The organism is Streptomyces sp. NPDC007917, from assembly GCF_042959105.1.
Classification (GTDB): Bacteria; Actinomycetota; Actinomycetes; order Streptomycetales; family Streptomycetaceae; genus Streptomyces.
Genome location: NZ_JBIBKK010000039.1, coordinates 44,825 through 62,824 on the forward strand (window position 1 = coordinate 44,825; position 18,000 = coordinate 62,824).

Here is an 18,000-nt window from a genome sequence, read left to right on the forward strand (position 1 = left end):
GCTGCGTAGCGTCCCTGGGCATGGCGGAAACCATGAGGGGCATCGCGATCGAGGCCCACGACCTGCGGAAGCGTTACGGGCCCACGGCGGCCGTGGACGGGCTGACGTTCACGGTGCGGCCCGGTCTGGTCACCGGGTTCGTCGGGCCCAACGGGGCGGGGAAGTCGACGACCATGCGGATGGTGATGGGGCTCGACGCCCCGGACGGGGGCAGCGCCCTGATCGGCGGCCGCCCGTACGCGTCGCTGCGCGAGCCGCTGACGGTCGTCGGGGCGCTGCTGGACGCCGAGGCGGTGCACCCCGGCCGCCGGGCGCGCAGCCATCTGCTGTGGCTGGCGCGGTACAACGGGCTGTCGGCGCGGCGCGTCGACGAGGTGCTGGAGCTGGTCGGCCTGGCCTCCGCCGCGCGGCGGCGGGCCGGGGGCTTCTCGCTCGGTATGCGGCAGCGGCTCGGCATCGCGGCGGCGCTGCTGGGTGATCCGCCGGTGCTGATCCTGGACGAGCCGGTCAACGGGCTCGACCCCGAGGGCATCCAGTGGATCCGCGGCTTTCTGCGGTCGCTGGCCGCCGAGGGGCGCACCGTGCTGGTCTCCAGCCACTTGATGAGCGAGCTGGAGGACACCGCCGACCATGTGATCGTCATAGGCCGCGGCCGGCTGCTGGCGGACACCGATGTGGCGTCGCTGCTGGCCGCCGCGTCCAGGGACCGCGTGACGCTGCGCACCCCGAGCCGCGCGGCGGCGGTGACGGCGCTGACCGGGGCCGGGGCGGAGGTGGCGGTCCTGGGGCCGGACCGGCTGACCGTGGACGGGCTGCCGGCCGAGCGCGTGGTGGCCCTGCTCTCCGAGGGCGGGGTGCCGTTCTCGGAGGTGGCGCGGCATCGCGCCTCACTGGAGGAGGCCTATCTCGAACTGACCCGGGACGCCGGGGAGTTCCGAGCACAGGAGGGCTCGTGATCCGCGCGATCCGCGCCGAGTGGACCAAGCTGATGTCGGTGCGCAGCACCGCCGTCGCCCTGCTGGCCGCCGTCGCCCTCACCGTCCTCATCGGCTATCTCGCCGCGCAGGGCGGCCACGGCAACGCCAATGACGCCCCGAGGACCGTTGACCACTTCAGCCTCGTCCACCGCGAACTCACCGGCGACGGCAGCGTCACCGCGCGCGTCGCCCGGCAGGAGGACAGCGGCCCCTGGGCGAAGTCCGGCGTGGTCATCAAGGCGTCCACGGCCAGCGGCTCCTCGTACGTCGCCCTGATGGTCACCCCCGACCACGGCGTGCGCATGCTGGCCGACGCGGAGACGGAGGCCACCGGCGGCGGCGAGACCAGCGCCCCGGTGTGGCTGCGGCTGACCCGCTCGGGGCGGAAGGTGACCGGGTACGAGTCCGCCGACGGCCGCACATGGCGGAAGGTGGGCACGCTCACCGCCCGCGCGCTGCCGGCACGCGCGCAGGCGGGGCTGTTCGTGGCCTCCCCGGGGCGCAGCCACGAGCGCCTGGCGGGCCCCGGCAACATCGTGGGCGGCTTCCGCCCCACGACCGGCCGGGCCGTCTTCGACCATGTCGCTCTGGCTCCGGCGGGGGCTTTCGCCCCGGACGACTGGCGGTTGACGGACGTGGCCGAGGCCCCCGTGACCAATGGCCCGCCCGTGGAGATCCGCACGGCGTCCGAGAACCCGGGCACCCTGCGGCGCGCCGGCGGCACGTTCACCCTCACCGGGAGCGGCGACCTGGGGAGCATCGGGGTGGCGGGGGTCGGCAGCGAGCTGCATGGCTTCGACCGGGTCAAGAACAGCCTGTCCGGCACGGAGTTCGGGCTGATCGCGGTGATCGCGCTGGGCGTGCTCGCCATGACCTCGGAGTACCGGACGGGCACGATCCGTACGACGTTCAGCGCCTCCCCGCACCGCGCCCGGGTGCTGGCCGCCAAGGCCGTCGTGCTGGCGAGCGCGGTCTTCGCGGCCGGGCTCGCCGCGGCCGTCACCGCCCTGCTGCTCACCCGGCCGATCCAGCGCCGCAACGGCATGGGGCCGCCGATCTTCCCCGATCCGTCCCTCACCGACCCGACGGTGCTGCGCGCGGTCGTCGGCACGGCGGCCACGATGGCCCTGATCGCGCTGTTCTCCCTGGGCGTCGGCGTGCTGCTGCGGCGTACGGCGGGGGCGGTGATCCTGCTCTTCGCGGTGTTCCTGGTGGTCCCGATCGTCGCCCAGGTCAGCTCGATCGGCGTGAACACCTGGGTCAACCGGGCCACCCCGATCGCGGGCCTGGCCGTACGCCAGACGATCCACCAGCTCGGCGACGCGATCAGCCCCTTGGGCGGGCTCGCCGTGCTGTGCGCGTACACGGCGGTGGCCCTCGGCGCCGCGTTCTGGGTGCAGGGCAGGCGTGATGCGTGAGGCGCGGCGCGCCGGGCGGGCGCTGCACACCGGGCGGGCGCTGCGCGCCGAGTGGACCAAACTGTGCACGGTGCCGTCCCAGCTGTGGACCCTGGTGGCCCTGGCGGCGCTCATGGCGGGCGTGACCGCGCTCACCGCCGCGGGCCAGGGGCGCCCCCGCGACACCCCGGCGGACCCGGTGGCGCTCGCCCTGTCGGGCGTGTACGCGGCGCAACTCGCCGCCCTCGCCGTCGGGGTGGCGCTGGTGGCTTCCGAGTACCAGCCGAGGGTGATCCGTACGACGCTGGCGGCGCACCCGGGGCGGACCGGCGTCCTGGCCGCGAAGGCGGCCGTGGTGACCGCGGCGGTGCTCGCCGCAGGCGCCCCCGGGGTGCTCGGGTCGCTGCTGGCCGGGCGAGCCGTCCTGGCCGGGCGGGGACTCGGTACGGCCGCCCTGTCCGACCCGGCGCTGTGGCGGGCGGCCACCGGCACCCTGCTGTATCTGGCGCTGGTCGCGCTGCTGGGCGCCGGGGTGGCCGCCGTGCTCCGGCACTCCGGGGTGGCCGTGGGGGTCACGGCGGCCCTGCTGTACGGCCCGTTCCTGGCCACGAAGGTCGTCCCGATGTCCACGCACGCCCTCCACCTGGTCCAGAAGGCCTCGCCCATGAGCGCCGGGCTCGCCGTCCAGACCACCCTCCCGGACACCGGCCCCGCGCCCCTCGGCCCGTGGGCGGGGCTCTCCGTCCTCGCCGCCTGGGCCGGGGCGGCGCTGGCGCTGGGCTGGGCGGGGCTGCGGTTCCGGGACGCGTAAGTCAGTTTTCCCCGGGTGACGCGAGCAGTTCCCGCACGGCCCGGCCGATGAACTCGACGTCGTCGGGGTTGGCTCCGGCGCCCGTCAGATGGCCCCACTCGCCGGGGATGACCCGGACTTCACCGCCGGGGATGTGGCCCGATGCCCAGGCCTCGTCCTCGGGTGGGAAGTAGAGGTCCTTCTGCGCGGGCATGGCCAGCGTCTTGGCGGTGATGGTGCCGAGCGCCTTGGTGACATCCCCACCGGCTCCCTCCGTCGCGCCGACGTCCGCGTGCTGCCAGGTCCAGAGCATCGCGAGCAGGTCGTTGGTGTCCTGCCCGGCGAAGTTGGGCTCCCAGAAACCGGCGAGGAAGTCGTCGAGGGAGTCGAACCCCAGCGTGCGGTAGCGCTCGTTCCAGTAGAACGCCTGCGAGAAGCCCCACCCGGCGTACACCCTGGCGAATGCCCGGAGCCCCGCCGCGTACCCCGGGGCCTCGCGGCCTCGGCGCCATTCGGGGTCCGCGGTGAGCACCGCCCGAAGCCCCTCGATGAACACGGAGTTGTGGGGCGCGGTCTTCGGCGATCCGCAGAACGGCAGGGCGCGGGCGACCATGTCCGGATACGAGACCGCCCACTGGTAGGTCTGCTGCGCGCCCATGGAGCAGCCGATCACGAGCTCCAGGCGTTCGATACCGAAGCGGCCATGGACCAGCTCGTGTTGGGCGCGCACGTTGTCGCGCATCGTGATGTGGGGGAAGTCGGCCCCGGCCCGGGGCGCGGGGGTGTTGGAGGGGGAGGAGGACAGACCGTTGCCGAAGAGGTTCGGCACGATGACGAAGTAGCGGTCGGTGTCCAGGGGCCGGCCGGGGCCGATCAGCCACTCGTGGGAGGTGTGGTCACCGGCGAACCAGGTGGGGAACAGGATGGCGTTGGACTTGTCGGGCGCGAGCGCGCCGTGGGTCCGGTAGGCGAGGCGCGCCGGGGCGAGCGTGCCGCCCCGCTCCAGGGCGAAGTCGGGCAGTTCGAGGACCGAGTGGTCGGGTGGCGTGGTGGTCATGGGGTGTCCTTGTTCTGTGGGGTGTCGGGTCGTGGGTGTCGGTCGTGGGGTGTCGGTTCGTGGGGTGTCGGGTCGTGGTCAGCGGGTCAGGGCTTGGGCGATGGCGGCCACCCGGGCCTCGTCCCCGGGACGGCACACCAGCTGCAGGGCGACGGGCAGGCCGTCGACGGAGCCGGCCGGGATGCTGAAGGCGGGCAGGCCCAGCAGGTTCCAGGGGCTGGTGAGCGAGAGCAGGGCCTCGCGTACGGCAGTGCCCGGGCCGCCCACGGCCAGTTCGCGCGCGCCGAGAGGGGGCGCGGTGAGGGGGACGGTCGGAAGCGCCAGGACGTCGTGCCCGTCGAAGAGCTCCCCGACGAGGCGGGTGACGTCCTTACGGGTGTCGAGCGCCGCCGCGTACCGCTCGGGGGAGATGGCGGCCGCGGCCTGGAGTCGGCGCAGCACTTCCTCGTCGTACAGACCGGGCGCGCGCTCCACGCGCCGCGCGTGCGACTCGGCCGCCTCGAAGCCCTGGATGGCCGAGAAGGCCTCGCGGCAGGCGCGCGCCTGCTCCCACCGCGCGTCGGGTACGGCGCCGACCGCCGTCTCCAGGGCGCGCCGCACCGTGGCCACGACGCGCGGGTCCCCCGCGACGGGCTCCTCCTCCGTCAGCCATCCGACGCGGCCGGTGTCCGGGGTGCCCTCCGGCCCGGTCGGTGCCGACTGTGCCAACACCTCGTGGACGGTGAGGCAGTCCCGCACCGTGGGGGCGTGGACGCCGACGTGGTCGAGGGTCCGGGAGAGCGGCAGCACGCCCTCCGTCGGTATCACCCCATAGGCGGGTTTGAAGCCGACGACGCCGCAGAGGGCGGAGGGGATGCGGACGGACCCCCCGGTGTCCGTGCCGAGCGCGAAGGCCACCATCCCCGCGGCGACGGCGGCGGCGCTTCCGCCGCTCGAACCCCCGGACATCCTCGTGAGATCCCGGGGGTTGCGCGTCGGGCCGTGGACGGAGCGGTCCCCCGTGGGCCCGTACGCGAACTCGTGCGTCGTCGTCTTGCCGACGATCACCGCGCCGGCCCGGCGCAGCCGTCGTACGCAGGCGGCGTCGGCGCGGGCGACGCGGCCGTCGAGGTGGGCCGAGCCCGCGGTGGTGGGCAGGCCGGCCACGTCGATCATGTCCTTGATCCCGGTGGGCAGGCCGTGCAGCGGTCCGCGGTCAAGCCCCTCGCCGAGCTCGCGGTCGGCCTGGTCCGCCGCCGCCAGCGCCCCTGCCGCGTCCACATGGGCGAAGGCGTTCACCCGGGGGTTGGCCCCGGCGATGGCTTCCAGGGCGCGACGGGTGAGTTCGGACGCCGTGGTCCGCCCCGACCGCAGATCCGTGGCCAGGTCGTCGATCGTCCGGTCGGTGAAGAAGCCCGGGGTCACGGCCCCGGTGGGGGCCCCGGAGCCGGGGGTGAGGCTGGTCATTTAAGGGGTGTCCTTGTCGGGAGTCCGGGTGCGGCCGCGCGCCGGGTCGTTTGAAGCCGGTCGGTCGTTCAGAAACCGGTCGTTCAGAAGTGGGTCGTTCAGAAGCCGGGGAACAGGCCGAGGAGCGGGACGATCGTCGCCGTGCAGATCGCCATGGTCGCCGTGTAGGCCACCATGGGGTGGATGTACGAGGGCAGTCGGCGGGCCAGCTCGGCGGCGAGCGGAGGGGCGGCCAGCGCGCCGAGGGCCGCTCCGGCGGCGATCGAGGCGGGGGACCCGCCGTAGGTGAGCACGGTGGCCGGGGTGACGGAGACGACCGGTACGAAGGTGGGGTACCAGCCGGCGCTCGCCCAGCGACGGCGCCACAAAACAACGCCGCACACGGCCGCGAGGATCTGGGCCGCCATCATGTGCGGGAGCAGGCCGCTGCCGTAGGCGACGGCGGCGGGGTTGAGCAGGAAGGCCGCGACGGTGCCGAGCAGCAGGCCCGCACCGGCCCACTCATTGCCGTAGAAGTGGGCTTCCGTGAAGTCGGCGAGCACCCTGCGCACCACCCATCCCGCCCCCTGAACGGGAGCCTCGACGGGGGCGGGAGCGGCGGGCGCCGCGGGCAGATCCGGCATCCACGGGAGGGCGCGGCACAGCGCGAAGGCCGCGGCCCCGCCCAGGCTCATGCCGGTGACGCTGCCCACGACCGGGGACAGGCCCAGCGGGACGCACACCTCGTCGACCAGGAGCAGCGCCGCCGGGGTCACCAGCACCACGCCCAGGACGGCTCCCGTGACGGCCACGCGCCAGCCGCGCCCGTACAGCACCACGAGGGCCGGCGGCACGGAGACGAAGGGGGCGAACGTCGGCTGCCAGGCGTCCGACGCGGTGAGCGTCCAGCCCCAGGCGAGATTGGACAGCACCAGGGCCAGCCCGGCGCTCACCGCGACCCAGGGCCACAGCCCCGTGGCGCAGGCGAGCGGAAACCCGCGGGCGCGGCCCTTGCGCGCGCCGGCGTGGGCGTACGCGGCACCGCAGACCATGAGGAGTCCGCCGAGGGCCGACTTGTACAGCGTGGCCTCCGTGGTGTCCCCGAGGAGCCACCACAGCAGCCACTGGGGCTCGGAGCGGTCGAGCGCCCAGCGGGAGTAGGCGGGGATGAGCGCGGGCAGCCGTGGCTCGACCGCCTTCAGGCCTATGCCGACCAGTACGCCGGCCAGGGCCGTCGCCGCGGCGCCCGCCCACAGGGGAGCGCCGCCCGCGCGGCGGTCCGGGGGTGTCTCGCCTGCCACGGACGCACCTCATCGCGGGGCGGCCGGGCTCAGCGTGTAGCCGAGCATCGGGTCGTACAGGTCGGTGCGGCGATCGCGGATCAGGTCGTTGAGCTGGTTCCAGACGGGGGCGCTGCGGGCCGCGACGACGTCGATGTCGGCTGTCAGGATGCGTTCCTCCTCTGCCCCGGCGACCTCGCCGAGGGGCCACCCGTTGGTGCCGGCGATCAGCGAACACCCGAGGAAACGCGCGTCCCGGTCGGTGCCGATCCGGTTGGCCGCGGCGATGAAGACGTTGTTCACATGCGCCGCCGTCATGGTCAGATACGCGGCCATGCACCGCCCGGACTCGTCGAAGATCGGCGGCGGAGTCCACACCCAGTTGTTGACGCTGCAGATGATGTCCGCCCCCTGCTGCGCCAGCAGCCGCGGAACCTCCGGGAACCAGATGTCCCAGCAGATGAGGAGGCCGATGCGGCCGATCGGTGTGTCGAACACGGGGAAGCCGAGGTCGCCCGGTTCGAACCAGAGCTTCTCCGTGTTCCACAGATGGGTCTTGCGGTAGCGGCCCACATATCCGTCCGGGCCGACCAGTACGGCGGTGTCGTACAGGCGCACACCGTCCCGTTCGACCAGCCCGCCGACGAGGTGGACACCGCGCTCGCGGGCGAAGGCCTCCCAGGCGCGGACGGTCTCCCCCGAGGGAACCTCCTCGGCGTGGTCGTATGCCTCGGCCCGGGTGGCGAACGTATAGCCCGTGGCGCTCAGTTCGGGCAGCACGATGAGGGTGGCCCCGCCGTCGGCGGCGCGGGCCGCCAGGCCCAGGCCGTGCTCGACGTTCCGGCGGCGGTTCTCGACTCCCACCTGTGCGTCGCACTGGACGACGGCGACTCTGGCGGGGCTGACCCGGCGGTCCGCACCGGGCTCTTGGGGTGGTGCGGCGGGGTTGGGGGAAGTGTTCACGGTTCTCGCCTCTCGTCGCTGTCGTCGTGACCATCGTTGCCCAAACGTTTGGGTACGCAAGGAAAGAACCCAAACGTTTGGCCCAATCGTTTGGGTTATGATGGGCACGCGCTCGAAACGTCGTCAAGAGCAGCGGCTGAGAGAAGGCAGAAGACAGAGATGGCAGACGGTGCACGGCCGGTCACCCTGCAGTCCATAGCCAAGGAGCTGGGCCTCCACGTCTCCACGGTGTCCCGCATCCTGAACGGCCCCCCGGCCACCGGAGCGCGGGCCGCGTCCACCGTCACCGCCGACCGGGTCCGCCGGCTCGCCGCCGAACTGGGCTACCGGCCCGACCCGCACGCCACCGGGCTGCGCACCCGCCGCTCCAACCTGATCGGCGTGCTCGTGCCCCGCATGTCCGACCTGGTCCTCGCCATGATCCACGAGGGCATCGAGGAAGCGGCCACCGCCAAGGGGCTCTCCACCATCGCGGTCAACACCCTCGACCGGCCCGAGACCCGCCGGGCGCGCACCGACATGCTCATCGCCCGCCGCACCGACGGCCTGATCTTCGGCGACGCCCGGGTGCGGGACGACTTCCTGGCCGAGGTCGCCGCCCGCGGCACCCCCTTCGTCCTGGTCAACCGGCACTCCGCGGACCACCCCTCGGTCACCTGCGACGACCGGCTCGGCGGCCGGCTGGCGGCGGACCACCTCCTGGGGCTCGGCCACCGGGACGTCGCGATCATCGCGGGCGAACCGCATGCGAGCACCGGGGCGGACCGCGTCGCGGGCTTCCTCGAGCGCTGCGCCGAAGAAGGGGTCACGGTGCCGCCCCACCGGATCGCCCACGGCGGTTTCGACACCGCGGCGGGCCGAGCGGCCGCCGACCGCCTGCTGGCCACCGACCCCGGGCTCACCGCGGTCTTCGCCGTCAACGACTTCGCCGCGATCGGCGTGCTGGGGGCGGCGCGGGACCGCGGTCTGCGCGTCGGCGAGGACCTGGCGGTGATGGGCTACAACGACACCCCCCTCGCGGCCGAACTCCCGCTCCCCCTGACCAGCGTGTCCTCGTCCACACACGAGATGGGACGCCGGGCGGTCGCCATGCTCGTGCGGATCCTGGCGGGGGAACAGCCGCCCTCGGAGCGGCTGCGCCCCCGCCTCACCGCCCGCGCCTCCACGGGCTGCTGAGGCGGCGTGCGGGCGGGCGTACGGACTGACCTGGCGGGCGTACGGACTCAGCCTACGGACGGACGGGCGTCAGCCGAGGACGCGTACGGGCGAGCCGTCGAGGAAGGCCTGGATGTCCTCGACGGCCTCGCCGTAGTACCTGCGGTAGTTGTCCTGGGAGACATAGCCCAGATGCGGGGTGGCCAGCAGCCGGGGCACCGTGCGCATGGGATGGTCCGCCGGAAGGGGTTCGACGTCGAACACATCGACCCCCGCCCCGGCGAAGGCACCGCGCCGCAGGGCGTCGATCAGCGCGTCCTGGTCGACGATGGCGGCCCGGGAGGTGTTGATCAGGTACGCGGTCGGCTTGAGCAGCGCCAACTCGGCGGCCCCCAGCAGGCCACGGGTGCGGTCGCTCAGCGCGAGGTGGACGGAGACCACATCGCTGGAGGCCAACAGCTCCTCCTTCGACCCGGCCAGCGCCACCCCGACCTCCTCGGCCCGCTGCCGCGTCAGGTTCTGGCTCCAGGCCGTCACCTCCATCCCGAAGGCCGACGCGATCCCCGCCACCCGGCTGCCGATCTTGCCCAGGCCCAGCAGCCCCAGCCGGCGGCCGTGCAGATCCGCGCCGACCGTGCTCTGCCAGGGCCCGCCCGTACGCAGCGCCGTGTTCTCGGCGACCAGACCCCGGGCCAGGCCGAGGATCAGCGCCCAGGTCAGCTCGACCGGCGGCGCCTGGGAGCTGGCGGTGCCGCAGACCGTCACGCCGTGGCGCTCGGCCGCGGCGTAGTCGATCACCGAGTTCCGCATCCCGGAGGCGATCAGCAGCTTCAGCTTGGGCAGCCGGTCGAACAGCGAGGCGGGGAAGGCCACGCGCTCGCGCAACGTGACGACGAGGTCGAAGTCGGCCAAAGCCGCGGCGAGTCCGTCCTCAGTGCCGAAGTGCTCGGGGAAGCTCACCACCTCCACCCGGTCCAGGACGGGCGTCCAGTCGGCACTGGTCATGGCGACCCCCTGGAAGTCGTCGAGCACCGCACAGCGCAGCTTCATCCCCGCTCCCTCACCGCGGCTTTCCGCGTCATGTTGTCCGTTTCGTTGTCCGGGCGCGGCCTGTGAGGCTGTTCCCGGCACAGGTTTATCGGCCATACTGCCCGCCGTGGAGCAGCGCATAGGACCGAGCACCCCGCCCGTGCCCGCCGCCGGGTTCGATCCGGCGTACATCCCGGGTATCACGGCCCCGCGCCCTGACGAGCCCAAGGAGGCAGCCGAGCCCTCGCGCGAAGATCCCGTCCCCGAGGAGGCCGCGGTCGCGGAAGAAGCCGCCGATGCCGTCGAGGACGAGCGGGCCGAGCCCGCGGACGCGGCCGAAGCGGACACCGCCGACAAGGACACCGCCGAGGCGGAGGCCGAGGAGGAGGGGGAGGAAGACGGGACCGACGGCCCCGTCTTCGAGGCCTCCGACCACCGCGGCTCGATCAGCGCCGGCCGTCGCGGTGTCACCCTTCTGCTGGACGGCGAGACGGCCGAGTTCTACTGGAGCGAGATCGGCGCGGTCGAGATCGACACCCCGCGGTTCGGGCGCCGGTTCTCCGTCACGGTCTACACGACCGCCCGCCGCTGGTACTCGGCCGATGTCCAGGCGCCGTCCCGGAAGTCCCTGAAGGAGTGGACGGCGGAACTCGACGCGGTCCTGGACACCTACTTCGAGGACGCGAAGCCCGAGGACGCGAAGCCCGAGAAGGCCGCGTCCGAGGACGCCGAGCCGGCGGACGCCAAGTCCTGAAGCATCCCCGCGCGTCCCGCCGGGGTCACCCCGGCGGCCGCGCGGCCGTCAGCTTCCGTACGGCCATCGGCTCGGCGAGCACCAGGTCCAGTACCTGCCGCGCATGGCGGACCTGCGGGGTGGTGGAGTGCCGGGCGAGGGCTTCCGGGCCCGCCCACTCCGCCACCACCACCATGTGGCCGTGGTTGTTGGGGTCGGTGTAGGGCCGGTAGGCGAGACAGCCGGGCTCTTCCAGCGCCGGTTCGATCAGCGCCTCCAGGGCGGTGCGGAGCCGGTCCTCCCGCCCCGGCAGGGCCACGTACTCGGCGACGACGACCAGGGACCCGCCCGGGTCCTTCTCCCCCCGGGTCACGGCCGGGCCGGGCCGGTACCGGCGCCGGACGCGGTGATGGCGGAGGCGATCTCGTCCAGATCTGCCTGCGTCAGCTCCACGCCGCCCGCCCCGATCCAGCCGTCGACCTGGCCGGACTTGCGGGCGCCCACGATGGCCCCGGTGATGCCGGGCCAGGCCAGCGCCCACGCGATGGCCACCTCGGCGACGGAGGCCCCGTGCCGCTCGGCGACGGGCCGCAGCGCATCGGCCAGCTGGAGATTGGCGGCCAGGCCCGTGGTGAAGTCGGCGTGGGCCGAGCGCCAGTCGTCGGCGGACAGGCCCGCCGCGCGCTGGGCGGTGAAGGCGCCGGTCAGCAGCCCGGACTGGAGCGGGGAGTACACGATCACGCCGGTGTCATGGGCGTGGGCCCAGGCGATCTCGGCGGCGGCCGAGCGGTTGATCGCCGAGAACGGCGGCTGGATGACATCGACGTGGGCGATCCGCTCGGCGGCCGCCAACTGCTCGGCCGAGTGGTTGGACAGGCCGATCGCCCGGACCTTGCCCTCGGCCTTCAGATCGGCCATGACCTGCCAGTACTCCTCCAGCGGGGTGGCGTTCGGAGACACCGCGCCAAAGCCGCCACCGGCGTACTCCAAGGATTCGCCGGTGTCCGGGTAGTGCACCTGGTACAGGTCGATGTGGTCGACGCCCAGCCGCCGCAGCGAGTCCTCGATCTCGCGCCGCACACTGGCGGGCTTCATGATCCGGCGGGGCGCGGCCTGCGGATCGGCCGGGTCCCAGACCAGCCCGGCCTTGGTGAACAGATACGGGCGCTCGCCCTCGGGCAGATCGGCCACGGCCTTGCCGACCAGTTCCTCGGAGTGGCCGAGCCCGTAGACGGCGGCGGTGTCGATCCAGTTGACGCCGGAGGCGACCGCGTGGCGGATCGCGGCGATCGACTCGGCGTCGTCGGTGGCTCCCCAGCTGAAGCGCCAGTTGGCCCCGGACACCGCCCAGGAGCCGAAGCCGACCCGGGTGATGTCCATGCCGGTGGTGCCGAGAGGGAGGGTGGGGAGGCTGCCTGCGGTGGTCGCGCTCATGTGTGGGTGTCTCCTGCACGAGAAGGGTGACCGGGTGCCGTACGGGGCTCCCGGTGTGCCGGAACCGTTCCGGCGAGACCAACTCTCGCCGCCTCGCGGCGGCGTACCCAGTGGCAGCCGGTGCCTGGGCACGGCATGACCAGGCTGAGCGCCACGCGGGCCGGGGATACTTGCCGCATGGCACTGGACAGACGAGCGGAACTTGGCGAATTCCTCCGGTCCCGGCGGGCCCGGCTGCGCCCCGAGGAGCTGGGCCTGCCGGGCTACGGGGGCCGCAGGCGGGTCCCCGGCCTGCGCAGGGAGGAGCTGGCGCAGCTGGCCGGGGTGAGCGTCGACCACTACGTCCGGCTGGAGCAGGGCCGTACCCTGCACTTCTCCGAGGCGGTCCTGGACGCCGTGGCCCGGGCGCTGCGGCTGGACGCCGTGGAGCGCGAGCACTTCTACCGGCTGGCACGCCCCTGGTCGGAGACGGACCGGGGCGACGGCGCGGACCGGCCGCAGCGCGTACGGCCGGGGCTGCGGCGGCTGCTGGACTCGGTGGCCGACGTCCCCGCGTACATCGTCGGCCGGAACACCGACGTCCTGGCCTGGAACCAGCTCGCCGCCGCCCTGATCACCGACTTCGGCGCCCTGCCGCCCGGGCAGCGCAACCTGGCCCGGCTGGTCTTCCTGGACGAGGGGATGCGCGGTCTGTACGCGGACTGGCGCGGCAAGGCCGCCGATGTGGCCGCCTATCTCCGCCTCGACGCCGCCCGCCACCCCGACGACCCGGGGACGGCGGCGCTCCTCGACGAACTCTCCGCCGCGAGCCCGGAGTTCCGCGAGGCCTGGGCGGAGCACCAGCTCAAGGACAAGACCCATGGGCGGTATGTCTACCGCCACCCCGTGGTCGGCGAACTGGACCTCGGCTTCGAGACCCTGCGTCTGCCCGACGACCCCGACCAGGCGCTGATCGCCCACACCGTGGAGGAGGGCTCCCCGTCCGAGACCGCGCTGCGGCTGCTGACGGCGTGGGCTCAGGAGCGCGGCAGCACACCGAGTGCCTGGGCAGTGGGGGTGGAGTCCGGTTTGAAGGAGACCGCCACCAGCGGGGCGTCCAGACCGGGGTCGGAGACGGTGAGCACGAGGACCGGATAGTCGGCCGCGTCGTTGCTGCGGGGCGGGGTGGAGTTCATGAGGTCGGACATCGAGTAACCGTGCCGCAGCGCCGAGCGCGGCAGGTCGACCATGAAGCGCAGCGGCTTCTCGCGGGTGACGCGTATCGCCCCGTCCTTGGCGGCGAGGGTCTCGACGGACTTCGGCGACAGCCCCTTGGCCTCCGCCATCACGCCCTTCCCGTACGGGGCGCAGAAGCGGACCGACACCCCGCCGCGCGCGAGAGGCGGGTGGAGGACGAGCGGGCGGCGGCCCACGTTGATGCTCGCCCCGATGGTGAAGTGCTTCTCGCCGCCCATCGCGGATTTCGAGGAGTATCCGTAGCTGAGCGTGAGCAGCCGCGGCTCCTTTTCGTCCCAGACCCCGGGGTGGGGCGCGTCCTTCACGCAGGGGTCGTCGGCGGGCCATGTGGCGGCTTCGCCGGCCGCCTCCCGCGAGCCGCGGGTGCCCAGGTACACCAGGGTGAGCAGGCTCAGGACCAGCGCCGCGATCAGCGCGCACGAGCGCCGTGACAGGTTCAACTCCCCCTCCTTGCCCCACCTTGTCCGGTCCTGCCATCCAACCATGCCGGACTGACAAGGCGGCGAGCCGCCCGCCCACGGGGGTGGGCAGGCGGCTGGGCCCGTTCACGGCATGGCCAGGGCCTCCGTCGGGGAGAGCCGGGAGGCGCGGAGCGCCGGGTACAGGCCGGCCAGGCCGCCGATGGCGAGGGTCGCGGCCAGGCCGCCGAGCAGCGCCCACGGCGGGATCACGACGGGCCAGCCCTGCGACAGCGCATAGCCCGCCGTCACCGTGGCGCCCAACAGCGCGCCGCCCGCCCCGCCCAGGGCGGACAGGAGCTGGGACTCCGCGACGAACTGGGTGCGGATCTGGCCCCGGGTCGCGCCCAGGGAGCGGCGCAGCCCGATCTCCGCCCGGCGCTCCAGTACGGAGATCACCATCGTGTTGGCCACCCCGACACCGCCGACGAGCAGCGCCACCGCGCCAAGGCCGAGGAGCAGCCCCGTGAATGCCTCGCCCGCCGCCTGCTGGGCGGCCAGGGCGTCGGAGGGCCGGGAGACCTCGACCTCGCCGGGCGCCTCGGGGTTGGCGGTGGCGCCCAGGACGGAGGCCACCGACTCGACCGCGGAGTCCTGCGAGCGGGTGTAGATCGTGGTGGGGCGCCCGTCGAAGTACAGCTCGGTCTCGGCCGCACGCCAGCCGACGAGGGCCGCTGTGTCCAGCTCGGGGGCGAGCGGGGCGGGTTCGAGGACGCCGACGACGGTGAACCACCGACCGCCGATCAGAACCTGGGTGTCCGGGCCGACCTGCCCGATCCCGAGCCGTTCCGCGGCGGTGGCGCCGAGCACGGTCGTCGGATAGGTGCGGGTCGCGCCGTTGAGCCAGCTGCCGGAGCGGAGCTTGGCGCCGAGGGTGGCGCGCAGTTCGGTACGGGCGGCGTAGGCGGCGAGGCCGTTGGTCTCCGCCTCCGGAATCTTGTCCGTACGGTAGACCTTGGCGTCGGAGAGCTTGCCGACGGCCGACACCGAGTACACCGGGCCGATCCGCGACACCATCTCCTCCGCGGTCTCCGGCAGCCGGGCCTGGCCGCCCGACATCGTCGAACCGGGCGAGACGGTCAGCAGGTTGGTGCCCAGCGCGGCGAGGCTGCGGTCGAGATCGGCGCGGGAGGACGACGAGATGCCGACCACCGCGACCATCGCCGCAATGCCGATGGCGATGCCCAGCGCGGAGAGGAAGGCCCGCAGCGGGCGGGTGCGCAGGCCCACCGCGCCGACCTTGACCACGTCGCGGGGGCGCAGCCGGGCGGGGCGGAGCGCATCGGCGCGCCGATCCGTACGCCCGGCCCGGTCCGTACGCCCACGCCCACGGCGGTCCGTGGGCTCCGTGGGCTCCGTGGGCTCCGTTGGCTCCGTTGGCTCCGTTGGCTCCGTCGGCTCCGTTGGCTCCGTTGGCTCCGTCGGCTCCGTTGGCTCCGTTGGCTCCGTACGCCCAGGGTGTGTGTCTGTGGCCATCAGTCCGCCACCACCCGCCCGTCGCGCATCCGCACCTGCCGGGGCAGACCGCCTGCAATCTCCCAGTCGTGCGTGATGATCACGACGGTCGTCCCCCCGGCGTGCAGCTCCCGCAGCAGCCGCATCACCTCGGCGCCGGAGACCGAGTCGAGCGCGCCGGTCGGCTCGTCGGCCAGCAGCAGCGCGGGGTCGCCCGCGACCGCGCGGGCGATGGCGACGCGCTGGCGCTCGCCGCCGGACAGCTCGTGCGGCTCGTGGTGCACCCGGTGGCCGAGCCCGACCCGGTTCAGCATCAGCGCGGCGCGCCTGCGCCGCTCACCCACCGGCAGCCCGGAGTACAGGAGCCCGTCGGCGACGTTGTCCAGCGCCGAGGTGCCGGTGGCGAGGTGGAAGTGCTGGAAGACGAAGCCGATGCGGCTGGCCCGCAGCGCGGAGAGCTTGGTGTCGGAGAGCGTGCTGATGTCGTAGCCGTCGATGCGCACACCGCCCGTCGTGGGCCGGTCCAGGGTGCCGAGGATGTGCAGCATCGTCGACTTGCCGGAGCCGGACGGGCCGACGATGCCGACGAGTTCGCCCGGCGCGATGTCCAGGTTGACGCCGCCCAGCGCGGTGACCCCGCCCGGATAGGTCTTGGTCACATCCGTCAGACGGATCACTTGGGCACCCCCACCTTCGTGCCCTCGGCGAGGCCCCTGCCCGAGATCTCCACCCGGCCGTCGGCGAACAGACCGGTGGTGACCGGCACATACTCCGAGGTCGAACCGTGGACGACCTCCACGCCGAAGCCTCCCTCGGCGAGCGCCAGCAGCGCGCCGACCGGCACAGTGAGCACGCCCTTACGGGTCTCGGAGGTGAAGTCGACGTGCACCGCGGCCAGTGCGTAGGCGTCGGCGGCCTTCCGGCCCGTCTCGTCCTTGAACCCGACGACCACCTCGACCTTCGTCTTCGCCTCCTCCCCCTGCCCGTTGCCCGGCTCGATCACCGTGGCGACGTCCTGGACGGTGCCCTTGACGGTCCGGTCGTCCGGCAGCTCGAGTTCGACCTCCCTGCCCTTCTTGGCCAGCCGCTGGTCGGCGGGGTCGAGCTCCACCGTGACGGCCTGCTCGGTGCCGGTGTACGACAGCACCTTGCCGCCGGGGCCGACCGTGTCGCCCTTGCGGGCCGCCACGCTGTCCACCCGGACCGCGTCGGGCGCGAACGCCACACTGCCCAGCTCCACGGCCCCGGTCTCCGCGAGCCCCAGGTCCTCCTGCCACGCGCGCACCGCGTCGGCCGTGGTGTCGGTGTACTCGTCGTCGACCGTGAAGCCCGTGTAGCCGAGCGCGCTGAGGTTCTTCTCCAGCTGGCGTACGTCCGCGCCCTCGGCGCCCTTCTTCAGGGCGCGGTACGCGGGCGTCGAGCCGTACATCAGCGTCACCGGGCGCCCGTCCACCTCGTACAGCGCCTTGCCGCGGGTGATCCGGTCCCCCGCCTCGGGCGCCTCGGTGACCGTGCCGGGCCGCCGGGCGGCCAGGGTGGTCGTCGGGCCGAAACCGAGCTGTCCGTCGACGCTCTGGGTGTCCTTGAGCGTCCGGCGGGTCACCTCGGCGGTGCTCGGCGGCAGTTCGCTCGCCGCCTTGTCGCCCGAGCCGCGGTCGCCCAGGCCCAGCTTCGCGGCGGTGACGCCGCCGCCCGCCAGCAGGACGAGGACGGCGAAGGCGACCACCTTCCTGCCACGGCCCCTGGCCTTACGGCGCCGGGGGCTGAGGGCAGTTACCGGATCCGGCGCCTGCTCCGATGCCGACTCCGGCGCCTGCTCCGATGCCCGCTGCGACGGCTGCTCCGACTCCCGCTCAGTCGCCTGCTCCGACTCCCGCTCAGTCGCCTGCTCCGACTCCCGCTCAGGCGCCTGCTCAGACTCCCGCTCGGGTGTCCGCTCTCGCTCACGCGCCGGCTCCCGGTCCTGCGCGCTGTCCACGGTCGCCTCCCCCATCAGCCCTTTTCCTTGTGGAGCGTGCCGCCACCGCCGATGAACTTGTTGCACGCCTTCTCCGCCTTGGAGAAGTCGGGATCGTCCATGATCGACCCCTCGACCCGGAGTCCGCCCTCCGTCACCGGGTCCGGGAAGTTCTCCACGCCCTCCTCACGCATGCACTTGGCGTACTTGCGCATGTTCTCCTGCGCCTTCGCGTCCGGCTTGCGTCCGCCCCCGTTCTGCACCGGGTCGTACTCGCGGCAGGCCTCCTGGGCCTTCTCCACCGTCCCCTTGGGGTGCCGGGCGGGATGGCGAGCCTGATCCCCTGTCCGGGCTCCGGGTCCTCCATGTCGATGCCGTGCTCGCGCATGCACTGCGCGAACTTGACCCCCATCTCCTGTGGATCCATGCTCGGGCCCGCGCTGCCGCCGCCGTCCTTCTTCGCGCCGTTCGCCTAGGCCACCTTGCCGTCGCCGCCGCCGTCGGAGCCACATCCGGTCAGGGACAGGGCGAGGGCCAGCGCCAGTGGCACGGCCGCTGCCATGCCGAGGATCCGCCTGCTCATGGCGTCGTCTCCTTCTGCTCGATCGGTCCGTACGAGAAGGGATGCAAGAGCAGACCGCGTTTCCCCCACGT

General features: G+C 73.4%; 17 protein-coding genes. 6 read left to right on the forward strand and 11 right to left on the reverse strand.

Annotated features, from left to right (window positions below):
- Nucleotides 1-20: 20 nt before the first annotated feature.
- Genes ACFZDL_RS43510 through ACFZDL_RS43520 form a run of 3 tightly spaced genes read left to right on the forward strand, consistent with a single transcriptional unit; the run spans nucleotide 21 to nucleotide 3,185 of the window.
- The gene (locus ACFZDL_RS43510; protein WP_391194166.1) at nucleotides 21-956 is read left to right on the forward strand and encodes an ATP-binding cassette domain-containing protein; all 936 of its coding nucleotides are present in this window, start codon (nucleotides 21-23) and stop codon (nucleotides 954-956) included.
- Nucleotides 953-2,395, forward strand: coding sequence for a hypothetical protein (locus tag ACFZDL_RS43515; RefSeq protein WP_353596171.1), 1,443 nt, complete (start codon nucleotides 953-955; stop codon nucleotides 2,393-2,395). The genes ACFZDL_RS43510 and ACFZDL_RS43515 overlap by 4 nt, the downstream gene beginning before the upstream one ends.
- Entirely contained in the window at nucleotides 2,388-3,185 is a 798-nt protein-coding gene (locus ACFZDL_RS43520) for a hypothetical protein (protein ID WP_353596170.1), read from the forward strand. The genes ACFZDL_RS43515 and ACFZDL_RS43520 overlap by 8 nt, the downstream gene beginning before the upstream one ends.
- A gap of 1 nt (nucleotide 3,186) precedes the next feature.
- On the opposite strand, the gene ACFZDL_RS43525 is transcribed toward ACFZDL_RS43520, so the two are convergent.
- From ACFZDL_RS43525 to ACFZDL_RS43540, 4 genes are all read right to left on the reverse strand, one after another.
- Nucleotides 3,187-4,221 (reverse strand): alpha/beta fold hydrolase, encoded by a 1,035-nt coding sequence (locus ACFZDL_RS43525; RefSeq protein ID WP_353596169.1) that lies wholly within the window; start codon nucleotides 4,219-4,221, stop codon nucleotides 3,187-3,189.
- A 78-nt stretch (nucleotides 4,222-4,299) separates the two neighbouring features.
- Complete coding sequence (locus ACFZDL_RS43530) at nucleotides 4,300-5,667, reverse strand: amidase (protein WP_353596168.1); 1,368 nt, start codon at nucleotides 5,665-5,667, stop codon at nucleotides 4,300-4,302.
- A gap of 98 nt (nucleotides 5,668-5,765) precedes the next feature.
- Nucleotides 5,766-6,947, reverse strand: coding sequence for a hypothetical protein (locus ACFZDL_RS43535; protein ID WP_353596167.1), 1,182 nt, complete (start codon nucleotides 6,945-6,947; stop codon nucleotides 5,766-5,768).
- A 9-nt stretch (nucleotides 6,948-6,956) separates the two neighbouring features.
- Nucleotides 6,957-7,889 carry a nitrilase family protein gene (locus ACFZDL_RS43540; RefSeq protein ID WP_353596166.1) on the reverse strand — a complete coding sequence of 311 codons (933 nt, stop codon included), beginning with the start codon at nucleotides 7,887-7,889 and terminating at the stop codon, nucleotides 6,957-6,959.
- 159 nt (nucleotides 7,890-8,048) lie between these two features.
- Between ACFZDL_RS43540 and ACFZDL_RS43545 the strand changes: the two genes are divergently transcribed.
- Nucleotides 8,049-9,065: a LacI family DNA-binding transcriptional regulator gene (locus ACFZDL_RS43545; protein ID WP_353596165.1), complete on the forward strand. Its 1,017-nt coding sequence runs from the start codon at nucleotides 8,049-8,051 to the stop codon at nucleotides 9,063-9,065.
- Nucleotides 9,066-9,134: 69 nt separating this feature from the next.
- On the opposite strand, the gene ACFZDL_RS43550 is transcribed toward ACFZDL_RS43545, so the two are convergent.
- Complete coding sequence (locus ACFZDL_RS43550) at nucleotides 9,135-10,094, reverse strand: D-2-hydroxyacid dehydrogenase family protein (protein WP_353596164.1); 960 nt, start codon at nucleotides 10,092-10,094, stop codon at nucleotides 9,135-9,137.
- A 106-nt stretch (nucleotides 10,095-10,200) separates the two neighbouring features.
- Between ACFZDL_RS43550 and ACFZDL_RS43555 the strand changes: the two genes are divergently transcribed.
- Nucleotides 10,201-10,827 (forward strand): hypothetical protein, encoded by a 627-nt coding sequence (locus ACFZDL_RS43555; RefSeq protein ID WP_353596163.1) that lies wholly within the window; start codon nucleotides 10,201-10,203, stop codon nucleotides 10,825-10,827.
- A gap of 25 nt (nucleotides 10,828-10,852) precedes the next feature.
- Here the strand turns inward: ACFZDL_RS43555 and ACFZDL_RS43560 are convergent, their stop codons facing one another.
- Together ACFZDL_RS43560 and ACFZDL_RS43565 are read right to left on the reverse strand one after the other, a co-directional pair.
- A complete protein-coding gene (locus tag ACFZDL_RS43560; protein ID WP_353596162.1) occupies nucleotides 10,853-11,179 on the reverse strand; it encodes a putative quinol monooxygenase in 327 nt (108 codons plus the stop codon).
- A complete protein-coding gene (locus ACFZDL_RS43565) occupies nucleotides 11,176-12,240 on the reverse strand; it encodes an aldo/keto reductase (protein ID WP_353596161.1) in 1,065 nt (354 codons plus the stop codon). The genes ACFZDL_RS43560 and ACFZDL_RS43565 overlap by 4 nt, the downstream gene beginning before the upstream one ends.
- Before the next feature lie 177 nt (nucleotides 12,241-12,417).
- On the opposite strand from ACFZDL_RS43565, the gene ACFZDL_RS43570 reads away from it, so the two are divergent.
- Nucleotides 12,418-13,377 (forward strand): helix-turn-helix transcriptional regulator, encoded by a 960-nt coding sequence (locus ACFZDL_RS43570; RefSeq protein WP_353596160.1) that lies wholly within the window; start codon nucleotides 12,418-12,420, stop codon nucleotides 13,375-13,377.
- A 644-nt stretch (nucleotides 13,378-14,021) separates the two neighbouring features.
- On the opposite strand, the gene ACFZDL_RS43575 is transcribed toward ACFZDL_RS43570, so the two are convergent.
- From ACFZDL_RS43575 to ACFZDL_RS43590, 4 genes are all read right to left on the reverse strand, one after another.
- Complete coding sequence (locus ACFZDL_RS43575) at nucleotides 14,022-15,164, reverse strand: ABC transporter permease (protein ID WP_353596159.1); 1,143 nt, start codon at nucleotides 15,162-15,164, stop codon at nucleotides 14,022-14,024.
- 245 nt (nucleotides 15,165-15,409) lie between these two features.
- Nucleotides 15,410-16,066 (reverse strand): ABC transporter ATP-binding protein, encoded by a 657-nt coding sequence (locus ACFZDL_RS43580; RefSeq protein WP_353596158.1) that lies wholly within the window; start codon nucleotides 16,064-16,066, stop codon nucleotides 15,410-15,412.
- Nucleotides 16,063-17,382 carry a peptidoglycan-binding domain-containing protein gene (locus ACFZDL_RS43585; RefSeq protein WP_353596157.1) on the reverse strand — a complete coding sequence of 440 codons (1,320 nt, stop codon included), beginning with the start codon at nucleotides 17,380-17,382 and terminating at the stop codon, nucleotides 16,063-16,065. The genes ACFZDL_RS43580 and ACFZDL_RS43585 overlap by 4 nt, the downstream gene beginning before the upstream one ends.
- The gene (locus ACFZDL_RS43590) at nucleotides 17,382-17,648 is read right to left on the reverse strand and encodes a hypothetical protein (RefSeq protein ID WP_353596156.1); all 267 of its coding nucleotides are present in this window, start codon (nucleotides 17,646-17,648) and stop codon (nucleotides 17,382-17,384) included. Before ACFZDL_RS43590 ends, ACFZDL_RS43585 begins: the two co-directional genes overlap by 1 nt.
- Nucleotides 17,649-18,000: the final 352 nt, after the last annotated feature.

Coding starts and splice junctions, on each gene's coding strand:
- ACFZDL_RS43510 (WP_391194166.1), top strand. CDS start 21: ATGGCGGAAACCATGAGGGGCATCGCGATCGAGGCCCACGACCTGCGG.
- ACFZDL_RS43520 (WP_353596170.1), top strand. CDS start 2,388: ATGCGTGAGGCGCGGCGCGCCGGGCGGGCGCTGCACACCGGGCGGGCG.
- ACFZDL_RS43525 (WP_353596169.1), bottom strand. CDS start 4,221: ATGACCACCACGCCACCCGACCACTCGGTCCTCGAACTGCCCGACTTC.
- ACFZDL_RS43530 (WP_353596168.1), bottom strand. CDS start 5,667: ATGACCAGCCTCACCCCCGGCTCCGGGGCCCCCACCGGGGCCGTGACC.
- ACFZDL_RS43545 (WP_353596165.1), top strand. CDS start 8,049: ATGGCAGACGGTGCACGGCCGGTCACCCTGCAGTCCATAGCCAAGGAG.
- ACFZDL_RS43550 (WP_353596164.1), bottom strand. CDS start 10,094: ATGAAGCTGCGCTGTGCGGTGCTCGACGACTTCCAGGGGGTCGCCATG.
- ACFZDL_RS43565 (WP_353596161.1), bottom strand. CDS start 12,240: ATGAGCGCGACCACCGCAGGCAGCCTCCCCACCCTCCCTCTCGGCACC.
- ACFZDL_RS43570 (WP_353596160.1), top strand. CDS start 12,418: ATGGCACTGGACAGACGAGCGGAACTTGGCGAATTCCTCCGGTCCCGG.
- ACFZDL_RS43585 (WP_353596157.1), bottom strand. CDS start 17,382: ATGGGGGAGGCGACCGTGGACAGCGCGCAGGACCGGGAGCCGGCGCGT.